The sequence below is a fragment of the Micromonospora sp. WMMD730 genome, from assembly GCF_049178955.1.
GTDB classification, from domain to species: domain Bacteria; phylum Actinomycetota; class Actinomycetes; order Mycobacteriales; family Micromonosporaceae; genus Micromonospora; species Micromonospora wenchangensis.
Genome location: NZ_JBMHML010000002.1, coordinates 1,859,329 through 1,872,124, shown reverse-complemented (window position 1 = coordinate 1,872,124; position 12,796 = coordinate 1,859,329). Strand labels below are relative to the sequence as shown.

General features: G+C 71.5%; 5 protein-coding genes. 3 read left to right on the top strand and 2 right to left on the bottom strand.

Going from position 1 to position 12,796, the window contains the following annotated elements:
- Positions 1-244 precede the first annotated feature (244 nt).
- Positions 245-1,390 carry a lytic polysaccharide monooxygenase gene (locus tag ACN265_RS08495; RefSeq protein WP_357931942.1) on the top strand — a complete coding sequence of 382 codons (1,146 nt, stop codon included), beginning with the start codon at positions 245-247 and terminating at the stop codon, positions 1,388-1,390.
- 109 nt (positions 1,391-1,499) lie between these two features.
- Here ACN265_RS08495 and asnB read toward each other — a convergent pair whose 3' ends face one another.
- Positions 1,500-3,461 (bottom strand): asparagine synthase (glutamine-hydrolyzing), encoded by a 1,962-nt coding sequence (asnB, locus tag ACN265_RS08490; protein ID WP_420119620.1) that lies wholly within the window; start codon positions 3,459-3,461, stop codon positions 1,500-1,502.
- A 224-nt stretch (positions 3,462-3,685) separates the two neighbouring features.
- Here asnB and ACN265_RS08485 point away from each other — a divergent pair, with 224 nt between their 5' ends.
- Both ACN265_RS08485 and ACN265_RS08480 read left to right on the top strand, forming a co-directional pair.
- Positions 3,686-5,167: an aminopeptidase P family protein gene (locus ACN265_RS08485; RefSeq protein WP_421406646.1), complete on the top strand. Its 1,482-nt coding sequence runs from the start codon at positions 3,686-3,688 to the stop codon at positions 5,165-5,167.
- Between the two features lie 317 nt (positions 5,168-5,484).
- Complete coding sequence (locus ACN265_RS08480; RefSeq protein ID WP_420119618.1) at positions 5,485-7,158, top strand: right-handed parallel beta-helix repeat-containing protein; 1,674 nt, start codon at positions 5,485-5,487, stop codon at positions 7,156-7,158.
- Between the two features lie 101 nt (positions 7,159-7,259).
- On the opposite strand, the gene pulA is transcribed toward ACN265_RS08480, so the two are convergent.
- Entirely contained in the window at positions 7,260-12,755 is a 5,496-nt protein-coding gene (pulA, locus tag ACN265_RS08475; RefSeq protein WP_421406644.1) for a pullulanase-type alpha-1,6-glucosidase, read from the bottom strand.
- Positions 12,756-12,796 lie beyond the last annotated feature (41 nt).

The window sequence follows — 12,796 nt, the reverse complement described above, 5'->3', positions numbered from 1 at the left end:
ACGACTATTGCGTGGTTCATCCGGGCGTGATGGTATTGAGGTGCCGGGCCGGCGCGGAGGGCTGCCGCACCCGCTCGGCGATCAGCTGGGGTCTGACGCGAGAGGCACCGGTCCGTGGGCACGGACCGCCGACGGCGCGCGTCCGTCGGCCCCTGTCGGGCCGCCGGCCAGAGCCGCGACCGACGCATCCCCCACCCTTGTGCGGGGCGGGCGCTCGCGCCACCCCGCGGATCAGGAGAAGCTCGTGCTCCGTTCCCGTACGGCCGCGTTGTTCACCGCGGCCGCCACCCTCGCCTTCGGGGCCGTGGCCCTGACGGTGCAGGCCGAACCGGCTGCCGCCCACGGCACGCCGATCGTGCCGGGCAGCCGGACCTACCTGTGCTGGCAGGACGGCCTGAGCCCGACCGGTGAGATCAGGCCGAACAACCCGGCCTGCTCCGCCGCCGTCGCCCAGAGCGGCACCAACTCCCTCTACAACTGGTTCAGCGTGCTCCGCTCGGACGCCGGTGGCCGCACCGTCGGGTTCATCCCCGACGGCAAGCTGTGCAGCGGCGGCAACACCGGTTTCGCCGGGTACGACCTGGCCCGCACCGACTGGCCGCTGACCCACCTGACGTCCGGCGCACGGCTGGACTTCAAGTACAGCAACTGGGCCCACCACCCGGGCACCTTCTACTTCTACGTGACGAAGGACAGCTGGAGCCCGACCCGGCCGCTGGCCTGGAGTGACCTGGAGGAGCCCTTCCTCACGGTGACCAACCCGCCCCAGCGGGGCGCGTCGGGCACCAACGAGGGGCACTACTACTTCAGCGGGAACCTGCCGTCGGGCAAGTCCGGCCGGCACATCATCTACTCCCGCTGGGTGCGCTCGGACAGCCAGGAGAACTTCTTCGGCTGCTCGGACGTCACCTTCGACGGTGGCAACGGTCAGGTGACCGGGGTCGGCAGCGGCAACAACCCGACCACGCCGCCGCCGACCACCACCCCGCCGCCGACCACGCCCCCGCCGACCACCCCGCCGCCGACCACCACCCCGCCGCCGCCGACCACGACCCCGCCGCCGACCACCACCCCGCCGCCGGGCAACAGCGACTGCATGGCGGTCTACAAGGTGGTCAGCGCCTGGTCCGGCGGGTTCCAGGGTGAGGTCACCATCATGAACCACAGCACCCGTACCTACGGGGGCTGGGCGGCGAGCTGGACCTGGCCCAACGGGCAGGTGATCTCGCAGGTCTGGAACGGCTCGCTGAGCACCAGCGGGTCGACGGTGACCGTCACCAACGCCGCGTACAACGGCTCGATCGCGCCGGAGAAGACGACCACGTTCGGCTTCACGGCGAGCAGCTCCGGCACCAACGGGCTGCCGACGGTCTCCTGCTCCGGCCGGTGACCCGACGCTGAACGCGCACACCGGAGGCCCCCACCCGATCGGGTGGGGGCCTCCGGTCCGTCCGGGCCCGGTGTCCGTCGCGGCGGTGCCGACGGGACCGGGGGCGGGGTCAGCGGACCATGCTGCCGACCACCGGCTTGGTGAGCAGCGCCGACTGGTTGCGCTGGATGCCCGGGTCGAGGGTCTTGGCCACGAAGATGGCGTGCCAGATGCAGAAGATCAGCACCGTCCACACCTTGCGGGAGTTGTCCGCCTCCTCGCGCTTGTGCTCCTCCAGCAGCCGCATCGCGTACGACAGGTCGATCAGGTCGCCGGCGGCGGAGGTGGACAGCACGTGCCGGGCCCACTCGTACATCTCGCCGCGCAGCCAGACCCGGGTCGGGGTGGGAAAGCCCAGCTTCCTGCGGTTGACGATGGCCGGCGGCACGACGCCCTGCAACGCCTGGCGCATGGCGTACTTGGTGGCGTCGGAGCGGGGCGGCAGCTTCAGGTCGACCGGGATGGTCGACGCCACGTCGAAGACCATCCGGTCCAGGAACGGCACCCGGACCTCCAGGGAGTGCGACATGGAGATCCGGTCCGCCTTGACCAGGATGTCGCCGCGCAGCCAGGTGTACAGGTCGACGTACTGCATCTTGGTGACGTCGTCGAGTTCGGTGCACTCGGCGTAGATCGGGGCGGTGACGTCGGTGTAGCGCACCGACGGGTCGTAGCGGCGCAGCAGGTGCCGCTTCTCCTCCTCGGTGAACATCCGGGCGTTGCCGTAGTAGCGCTGCTCGATCGGGGTGGTGCCGCGCTCCAGGAAGCTCTTGCCCTTGACCCCCTGCGGGATCGCCTTGGAGACCGCCCGCAGGCCCTTCTGCACCCCGCCGGGCAGGCCGTTGACGGTGCCGAGGGAGAGCGGCTCGCGGTAGATGGTGTAGCCGCCGAAGAACTCGTCGGCGCCCTCGCCGGAGAGCACCACCGTGACGTGCTCGGCGGCCTTCTTGGCCACGAAGTAGAGCGGGACCAGCGCCGGGTCGGCCACCGGGTCGTCCAGGTGCCAGACGATCTTCGGCAGCGCCTCGATCATGTCCTGCGGGCCGATCTTGGTGGCGATGGTGGTCACGTCGAGGTGCCGGGCCGAGTCCTGGGCCACGTCGATCTCGGAGTAGCCGGGCACGTCGTAGCCGACGGTGAAGGTGAGGATGTTGGGGTTGAACTCGCGGGCCAGGGCCACCACGGCGGTGGAGTCGATGCCGCTGGACAGGAACGAGCCGACCGGCACGTCGGAGCGCATGTGCATCCGGACGCTCTCCCGCAGCGTCTCCCGGATCTCGTGGTAGAGCCGCTGCTCGTCGGCGACCGGGGCGGGCCGGAACACCGGCCGGTACCAGCGCCGCACGTCCAGCCGGCCCCCCGGCGACCAGGTCAGGTACTCCCCGGAGCCGATCCGGCTGATCCCCTGGTGCAGGGTGCCGGGCTCGGGGACGTACTGGAGGGTCAGGTAGTGGCTGAGGTTGGCGGTGTCGATGCCGGCGTCACCCTGGTAGTAGGAGTGCGCGAAGGGCAGCAGCGCCTTCTTCTCGGAGGCGAGGTAGAGCCCGTCGGCGGTCTCCAGGTAGTGCAGCGGCTTGATGCCGAAGTAGTCCCGCGCGCCGAACGCCCGGCGCTCCTGCCGGTCCCAGATGACGAACGCGAACATGCCGCGCAGCCGGGTGAGCACCTGCTCGCCCCAGTAGTGGTAGCCGGCGACGATCACCTCGCCGTCCCCGGCGGTGGCGAACTGGGCGCCGAAGCTGCGGGCCAGCTCCTCACGCAGCTCGATGTAGTTGTAGATCTCGCCGTTGAAGGTCAGCAGGTAGCGACCGTTGGCATAGGGCAGCGGCTCGTGGCTGGACGCCACGTCGATGATGGCCAGCCGCTTGTGGGCGAACACCCCGTCCGCGTAGTGGCCGGTGGCGTCGCCGACCACCTCGACCCCTGTCTCGTCCGGTCCGCGGTGGTGCAGGCATTCCAACGCCCCCGCGATGTTGTCGCGGTGGGCGGCGGCGTTGCCGTTCGCGCTGAAGAAGGCCAGGAGTCCGCACATGGCCGACATCTTTCCACGCGGCGCAATCCGTCCGCGCGGCACCGCAGGCTCTGTCCCCCTCCCCACGGCACGATCCGCCGGGCCCCGACCCCGGGCCCCGGACGGGGTCGGGCCACCCGGACGGCGTCGGGTGCGGGCGGGGCGTCGGGTGCGGGACCGCAGGCACCCCGTCCGGGCGGAGCCGGAGTACCGTCTGGACGAGCGACGAGGCGAAGGGAGCCGACATGGCCGAGGAACGGACGGACGGCAAGCCGGCGGACGGCACCGAATCGCACGATCCGGACTTTCCGGAGGCGTTCCTGTCCTTCATGCGGCAGGGCTGGCGGGACACCAGCCTGCCGGTCGGTCCCCGGCCGGAGGTTCCGCACCACGCCAAGCGGCGGGAAGCCCTGTCCGCGGCCTTCCCGGGCGAGACGCTGGTCATCCCCACCGGCACCGAGAAGGTACGCGCCAACGACACCGACCACCCGTTCCGGCCGGGCAGCGACTTCGCCTACCTGACCGGCGACCACGAACCGGACAGCGTCCTGGTGCTGCGACCCAACGGCTCGGGGCACGACGCGACGCTGTTCATGCGCCCCCGCTCCTCGCGGGAGACCGACGAGTTCTTCCGCAGCCGGCACGGCGAGCTGTGGGTGGGCCGCCGGCACACCCTGGCCGAGAAGTCCACCGAGCTGGGCCTGGCCACCGAGGACCTGTCCGCGCTGGACGGGGCGCTGGCCCGGATGGCGCCGGGGCGGACCCGGGTGCTGCGCGGCTTCGACCGGCGGGTCGACGAGGCGGTACGCCCGTGGGACGGCCCCCGCGAGGAGGGGCAGCCGGGCCGGGACCGGGAGCTGGCGGTCGCGATCGCCGAGCTGAAGCTGGTCAAGGACGAGTGGGAGGTCGCCCAGCTCCAGGAGGCGGTCGACGCCACCGTACGCGGCTTCGAGGACGTGGCCCGCGCGCTGCCGGCCGACCGGGGTGTCTCCGAGCGGCTGCTGGAGGGGATCTTCGCGCTGCGGGCCCGGCACGACGGCAACGACGTCGGCTACGGCTCGATCGTCGGCGCGGGCGAGCACGCGACGATCCTGCACTGGGTGCACAACCACGGCGCGACCCGCCCGGGTGAGCTGCTGCTGATGGACATGGGTGTGGAGAACCGCAACCTCTACACCGCCGACGTGACCCGGGTGCTGCCGGTGGACGGCCGGTTCACCCCGCTGCAACGCCAGGTCTACGACGCGGTGTACGCGGCACAGCAGGCCGGCATCGACGCGATCCGCCCGGGGGTCGGCTTCCGTGACGTGCACCTGACCTCGATGCGGGTGCTCGCCGAGGCGTTGAAGGATCTCGGTCTGCTCCCGGTGAGCGTCGACGAGGCGATGGACCCGGCCTCCACGGTCTACCGGCGGTGGACCCTGCACGGCACCAGCCACATGCTCGGCATCGACGTGCACGACTGCTCGAACGCCCGCAAGGAGAAGTACCGCGACGGAGCGCTGGGTGAGGGCTACGTGCTCACCGTCGAGCCGGGGCTGTACTTCCAGCCGGAGGACGAGCTGGTCCCCGAGGAGCTGCGCGGCATCGGCGTCCGGATCGAGGACGACATCCTGGTCACGGCGACCGGCTCGGTGAACCTGTCGGCGGGTCTGCCCCGCCGCTCGGACGAGGTGGAGACCTGGCTGGCCGAGCAGCGTGAGGCGGGTCCCCACCTGCCCGGCTGACCCCCGCACCCACCGCGACGGCCCCGCCGTCGGACGCGTCCCGCCCCTCGGCGGACGCCTCCGGCAGCGGGGCCGTCGTCGTTGCTGCCCACACCGCACCGGCGCTCCCGCGCGGATCACACCACGGAGGGCCTGCTCGTCCCCAGGGTCACCGACCGCCGGAACGTGTAAATAAGGCGGGCTTTCCTCGGGTTTGACCTCATAGCGAGGAACCTTCTCATACCGTGGGTTTCGGGAGCTACAACCGATTTGTAGCAGGGGACGTCCGCTCAGGCGCGGCGACCCTGTCTGGTACGAGGAGAGGGCAGAGAGCTCCGATGTCCAACTACCTAACGAACAACGAAGCCTCCGCGCGGGCGACGGGGAGCAGGAGCCGTCGCAAGCTCTGGCTCGCCAGTGGCGTCGCCGGGTTGACAGGTGTGGTCAGTCTCGCCGCGGTGGGCGTCGCCGGCAGCGCCGGGGCGGTCGGGGTGAGCGGACTGAAGTGGAACACCACTCAGCAGGTCACCAAGGACGGCGACCAGGGTCGCGGCGACGAGGGCCGCGGCGAGGAGGGTCCGGACCGTGGCGGCAAGGACGACCGCGACGGCAAGGACCACGAACGTGGGAAGGAGGTGCCCTGCGACACCGACCGGCTCATCCAGGCGATCGTCTTCGCCAACAGCCGCGACGGCGGTGTGCTGGACCTGGCCAAGGGCTGCACCTACAACCTGACCCGCAACCAGGACGGCAACGGCCTGCCGGTGATCACCCAGGACATCACCCTGCGGGGTGAGCACACCACGATCACCCGGGACGCCACCGCCGACTACTTCCGGATCCTCAACGTGGGTCCGGGCGGTCACCTGAACCTCAAGGGGCTGACCATCAAGGGTGGGCAGACCATCGAGGCGTTGCAGCCGGTCTCCCCGGCAGCGGTGTGGGGGGCCTACTCGGACTCCCAGGCGATCGCCGCCCAGGTCAAGGCCGGCACCCCGCTGGCCCAGGCGCTCGCCGCCCGTAAGGCGAACCCGAAGGCCGGCCTGAAGGCCGCGCCGAAGGCCGCCCGCAAGGCCGCGGTGAAGGCCGCGCCGAAGGCCAAGCCGGGGAAGGTCAGCACGCTGATCGAGGAGCCGGGCGTCAACGACGGCGCCGGGATCCTGGTGCAGCCGGGTGGCACCGCCAACCTGTTCGACACCTCGGTCGTGCTGAACCAGTCCGGCGGCAACGGCGGCGGGCTGGCCAACTTCGGCACCACGTCGCTGCGGCACACCGAGGTCGCCCACAACACCGCCTTCTTCTTCGGCGGGGGCATCTTCAACGCCGGCCTGCTCACGGTCGACGAGTCCACGATCACCGACAACACCGCCATCGTCGGTGGCGGCGGTGTCTCCAACGGCGCCGCGGAGATCTTCACCGAGGACGTCGACGGCGGCACCGTCCTGATCGAGAAGTCCAAGGTCACCGACAACGAGACGCTCGGCTTCGGCGGTGGCGTGCTCGACATCGGCGGCAACACCACCGTGCGCTACTCCGAACTGCTGTCGAACACCGCGGTGCTCGCCGGTGGCGGTCTCGCGGTGGCGGACGCCCAGGTCAACGTCGACCACTCGACGGTGGCCAAGAACAGCACCGCCGGTGTCGGCGGTGGCGTGGCCGTCGCGTTCGACAGCGCGGTCACCATCGAGAAGAGCCACCTCAAGGAGAACACCGCCGGCTTCTTCGGCGGCGGGCTGTTCAACGCGGACAGCGTCACCACGGTGCGCGAGTCCGAGGTCGTCGCCAACCGGGCCCTCGGTCCGATCGGCGTCGGCGGCGGCATCTTCAACATCTTCGGCGAGGTCAACCTCAGCCGGACGAAGGTCGCCAACAACTTCGCCACCCTCGCCCCCGGCGGTGTGTTCACCTTCGAGGGCGTGGTGAACGTGGACGACAAGTCCGCGATCGTCGCGAACCGTCCGACCAACTGCCTGGCCATCCCGGGCGACACCATTCCGAACTGCTTCGGCTGAGCATCCTCGGGTGACGTGCGGCCGGTGACGGCGGCACACCGGGCAGGACACGCACCGGCCCCCCTCCGCGACACGCGGAGGGGGGCCGGTCGTCGTCCGCGTCAGCGTTGCACGAAGACCGCCACGCTGCGCGCCGGCACGGTGAAGGTGCCCGCCGACCGGTCGAACGACGCGGTCCGCAGCGCCGGGTCGGCCGAGCCGGCCAGCACCGGGTGCAGGGCGGTGTCGGTGCCCCGGAGCCCGGCCACCGTCTGCTTCGCCGTCGCCGGGGTGGCGTTGAAGACCACGGTCACGGTCTTCCACCGGCCACCGAGCCCCCGGGCGTCAAGCGTTATGGTGAGCACCCCCGGGGTCTCCTTCGCCCCGGACAGCGGGAACGCGACCCGCTGCTGCACCTGCGCGGCGGTGGTCAGCCCGAACACCGGCGACGACCGCCGGATCTCCAGCAGCTCCGCGTACCGGGCGTCGGCCAGGTCGATCGCGGCGCAGCCGGGCACCAGGGCCGGGTCGGCCAGCAGCGGCTTGGCGTACGGCCACTTGTCCTGGTTGTCGGCCGCCGGGGGCAGCCCGGCACCGAACCCGTTGCCCCGGGCGCAGTCCCACCGGATCTGGTTGAACCAGTCACCGGAGTTGTAGGAGTTGCGGTCCAGCGACTTCGAGCGCAGCCGCTCGGACCCGGCCGCCACGAACCCGGTGCCCTGCCCGAGCGCGGTGGTGGCCAGGGCCAGCACCTGCATCCGGGCCCGGTCCGTCGCCGAGGTGCCGGTCGGCAGCTTGTACGCCAGCGCGTCGTACAGGATCTCGTTGTCGTGCGCGTCGACGTAGGTGACCGCCTCGCCGGGGGCGGCGGTGTAGCCGGCCGGGGAGCCGTTGTAGTCGACCTGCGCCCCGGTGACCTGCCGGCCGGCGGAGTCGGTGAACCGGTAGTCGCGCAGGTTGCCGGTCAACCCGACCTTGATCAGGTCCTGGTGGCGCAGCAGCCGGGCCTTCTGCTCGGCGGCGGTGCCGTTGACGTCGTCGCCGTTGGGGTCGGTGTACAGGCCGGAGGCGAAGCCCTGCACGCGCGGGTTGCCGTCGAACGGGCCGCCACCGCGGACCGCGTCGCGGAGCCGGTCGTTGAAGGTGCCGATCCCGGTGCCGGCCATGTTGGCCTGGGTGGCCTGCACGAACCGGGCGTCGTCGGCGACCTCGCCGAAGTTCCAGCCCTCGCCGTAGAGCAGGATCTTCTTCCCGTCGACACCGTCGCGGGCGAGGGTCAGCTTGTCCAGCGCGGCCCGGACGGCCAGGATGTTCGCCTTCGGGTGGTGGCCCATCAGGTCGAACCGGAAGCCGTCCACCTTGTACTGCTTCGCCCAGGTGACCAGCGAGTCGACCACCAGCTTGCCCATCATGGCGTGCTCGGGGGCGGTGTTGGCGCAGCAGGTCGAGTTGGCGACGGTGCCGTCGTCGAGCAGCCGGTGGTAGTAGCCGGGCACCACCTGGTCCAGCACCGACTTCTCGTCGGTGCCGGCGGCGGAGGTGTGGTTGTAGACCACGTCCAGCACCACCCGCAGGCCGGCGCCGTTGACCCCGGCGACCATCCGGCGGAACTCGGCGGTCCGCCGCGCCCCGTCCGGGTCGACGGCGTAGCCGCCCTCGGGGACGGTGTAGTGCAGCGGGTCGTACCCCCAGTTGTAGCCGTCGGTGTCGGCGACCGCCGCGACGCACGCCTGCTGCCGGTCGGAGTCCGGCGGCAGCGCCGCCAGGTCGCAGTCGGGCTGCCGCTGGTCGGCCCGCTTCTCGGGGATGGTGGCGAAGTCGAACACCGGCAGCAGGTGCAGGTAGTTGACCCCGGCGTCGCCGAGCGCCTTCAGGTGTTTCATGCCGGCCGTGCCCGGGTCGGTGAAGGCCAGGTAGGTGCCCCGCCGGTCGGCCGGCACAGTGGTGTCGGCGATGGAGAAGTCGCGTACCGACAGCTCGGAGATCTGCGCCTGCGACGCGGGCGGCGCGGCCGGCTTACGCAGCCCGGACCAGCCGGGCGGGGCGAGCGCCGGGTCGGTCAGGTCGACGATCTGGCTGTGCGTGGAGTCCGCCGCGAGCGACACCGAGTAGGGGTCGGTGACCGACGCGGTGACGATCTTCTGGGCGGCCGGCTGCCAGGCTTGCACCCGGTAGCGGTAGTAGCGGCCGGTCCAGTCGCGGCTGCCGCGTACCGACCAGACGCCGGTGCGGTCGTCACGACGCATCGCCACCGTGCGTGGCGACGCCGACGGCGTGTCGGACAGTTCGAGGGTGACCGTGCGGGCGGTGGGCGCCCAGACCGCGAGGGTGGGCACCTTGCCACTGAAGGTGACCCCGAGCGTCGCGTCGGTGGCGGCGCGGTAGACGTCGTCGAGCACTCCGGGGATCTGCACCCCGGTCGCGCGCAGCAGCGCGCCCCGGGCGTCCCGCTCGGTCACCACGAGCTGCCCGCGCAGCGCCGCCGGCACCTTCGCCAGGTCGGCCCGGTCGAGGTGGAACGCCTGGTGGGCCCACAGGTGCGGGAAGGCCGCCCGCTGGGCCTCGGTGAGCCCGTTGCGCTGCGCCCGCAACGGCAGCGAGGTGTACGTCCCGGACAGCTCGCCGTCGACCACACCCAGCCCACCCGCCGGTGCCGCCACCAGGGCGTACGCCCTGCCGTCGGTCGGGCCGACGGCCCAGGTGACGGTGGACCTGTCGATCCACTGCGCCTGCTGTTTCGTGATGTCGAGGTCCTTCGTCGTGCCGGTGGCGGTGGCGGGGAGCAGCCGGCCGGGCACCCCGCCCAGCAGCCAGACCTCGTGGCCGACCCCGGTCAGGTCGAGTCGCTGGTCGTCGGGCTGATCCTTGGTGTCGCCCCGGTGGATGATGTAGTTGAGCCCGGTCGCGCCGGCCGCCAGCGGCACCCGGAACAGCGCGCCGAACGAGTCGACCTTCTCGGGCGGCAGCGGGCTGGCCCAGTCGGTCGGGTTGGCCGCCCCGTCCCACAGGTGCAGGCCCCAGCCGGCGTAGTCGTTGTCGGCCTTGCGCCAGTGGATGATCGCGGTGCCCGCGTCGACGGGTGGGTCGGGTTCGCCGGTGGCGGCCTGCCGGGTGGGATAGAGCGCCGGGTCGCCCTGCTTGACCCAGACCTCGCCGGTGGTGGTCACGTCGATGGTGCGGTCGTTGGCGACGTCCTTGGTGCCGGCCTTGTCGACCACGAGGAATCCGACGGACGTCGCACCGGGCTTGAGCTTCACCCAGGCGAACCGGCCGTACGGGTCCTCCCCGGCGAACGGCTGCCCGGCGGGCCACTGCGTGACGTACGCCGGGTCGAGGTCACCCCAGGCGTAGAGCCCCCAGTCGGCGTAGTCCCCGGCGGGGCGCTGGTAGTGCACCACCACCCAGTCCCGGGACGCGCCCTGCGCGGGGGTGCCGACCACCCCGGTCGACCGGGTGGCGGTCGTCCGCCCCTTCCCGTCGCGGACCACCGCCTTGTATTCGACCCGGGTGCCCCCGGCGAGCCCGGTCAGGTCGTGGTGCACGGTGTACGGCGCGGTGTGCGCGCTGCCCAGCAGGGTCCACTTTCCACCCGCGACCCGGGCGGCGACGGTGACGGTGGCCAGCGGGTCACCTGTCACCTGCGCGGTGACGGCGGCCCGGGTGGCGACCGGGTCGGTGCCCGGCTCGGTGAGGGTGACGGTCGGCTTCGTGGTGGCCTGCGGCACGGGCCGACCGGCCCGGAGCACCACGGCCGAACCGGCGGGCACGGTCAGGTTCAGCTTTCCGTCGGTGCCGGCGGTCGGGGTGGCCGTGCCGCCGTAGATGCCGGTGAAGGTGGTGCCGGGTGACCAGGTCTGCACGGTGACAGTCTGCGGGGTGCCGGCGTTGTTCACCGCGGCGAGGTACTCGGTGCGGTCGGCCGGGGAGATCCGGGAGAAGGCGAAGACACCCGGCCCGTCGGCGGCGTACCGGGTGACCTGCACGCCGTCGCGCAGGCCGGGGTGCGCCGCCCGCAGCCGGCCCAGCTCGGCGATGGTGCGGTACAGCGGGTGGGTGGTGTCGAACTGGTCGCTGGCGTGGGTGCGGGTGGTGCCGATCAGGTCGTCGTCGAGGTAGTCCGCCGTGCGGGTGGCGAACATGTCCTGCCGGGCGTCCTTGTCCCCGCCCGGCCCGGTGAAGCCCTGCTCGTCGCCGGAGTAGACGACCGGCTGCCCCCGGGTGAGGAACATCAGCTGGTGGGCGAGGCGGTCCCGGCCGAGCTGACGGGCGTCGTCACCTCCGGCGGCGGCGATGAACGAGCCGATCCGGCCCATGTCGTGGTTGCCGAGGAAGGTGGTCAGCCGGCCGGCGTCGGTGTCCCGGGCGGCGTACAGCGGGTCCTTGGCGTAGACGTCGGCCAGCGCCTTCGCCGATCCGTCGGCGGTGACGTAACCGCGCGCCGCCTCCTGGAAGGAGAAGTCGAGGGTGGCCGGCAGCCCGCCACGCCGCACGTAGGTGGAGGTGACCTCCTGGTCGGCGCTGTAGACCTCGCCGAACATGAAGAAGTCCTTCTTACCGGCCTTGTCGGCGGCGCGCTTGATGCCCTGGCTGAACTGCGGCCAGAAGTCGAGGTTGACGTGCTTGACGGTGTCCAGCCGGAACCCGTCGACGTCGGTGCTGGCGATCCAGTCGCCGTACGCCTTGGTCAGGCCCCGGACCACCTCGGGCCGCTCGGTCCACAGGTCGTCGAGGCCGTAGAAGTCGCCGTACTCGCTGTTCTCACCGGCGAAGGTGGAGTCGCCCCGGTTGTGGTACATCGTCGGGTCGTTCAGCCAGGCCGGGACCTTGACCTTCGCGTCGGCGGGGCTGGCGAAGGTCGGCGTGTACGCCCCGGAGTCCCGGTTCACCTTCGGGAAGGCCCGGGTGCCGTCGGCGTAGTTGCGGTCCTCGAACTCGCGTCCCTGCGCGTCGGTGTACGGCGACGTCTTCTTGTCGACGTACGCGTACCTGTCCTCGGCATATTTGATGACGTCGGCGGTGTGGTTGACGATGACGTCGAGGTAGACCCTGATGCCCCGCTGGTGGGCCAGCTTCACCAGCCGCTTCATCTCCTCGTTGGTGCCGAAGTGCGGGTCGACCTGGGTGAAGTCGGTGATCCAGTAGCCGTGGTAGCCGGCGGAGACGTCCGCGCCGCTGCCCTGCACGGGCCGGTTCTTGAACACCGGTGCGAGCCAGATGGCGGTGGTGCCGAGCCCCTGGATGTAGTCGAGCTTGTCGATGACGCCCCTGAGGTCGCCGCCGTGGTAGAAGCCCTTGTCGGTCGGGTCGAGGCCGGTACGCAGCCGGTCCCCGGTCAGGCCGCCGGTGTCGTTGCGGCGGTCGCCGTTGGCGAAGCGGTCCGGCAGGACAAAGTAGAACTGTTCGTTACGTCCCTCACCGGTGCCGGCGGCGAGCAGCGCGTCGGTGGAGGGTTCGGCGCCCCACTGGGCGGCGCCGGCCGCGGCGAGGGCGTCGATGGTGGACGGCCGGTCGGTGGCGTCGGCGCCGAGTTGCCGGACGGCGACCGGGACGCCGACGAGAGCGAGGGTGAGGGTGGAGACCAGAGCGAGCAGCGCCTTGCGCGGCAGCGGGGGTGTCATCGACGGCCTTCCTATGGTCGCTGATTCGCCCGCACGCTAGC

What these genes read in the sequence shown, in the direction of transcription:
- ACN265_RS08480 (WP_420119618.1), top strand. Translation starts at nt 5,485, where the DNA reads ATGTCCAACTACCTAACGAACAACGAAGCCTCCGCGCGGGCGACGGGG.
- asnB (WP_420119620.1), bottom strand. Translation starts at nt 3,461, where the DNA reads ATGTGCGGACTCCTGGCCTTCTTCAGCGCGAACGGCAACGCCGCCGCC.
- ACN265_RS08485 (WP_421406646.1), top strand. Translation starts at nt 3,686, where the DNA reads ATGGCCGAGGAACGGACGGACGGCAAGCCGGCGGACGGCACCGAATCG.
- pulA (WP_421406644.1), bottom strand. Translation starts at nt 12,755, where the DNA reads ATGACACCCCCGCTGCCGCGCAAGGCGCTGCTCGCTCTGGTCTCCACC.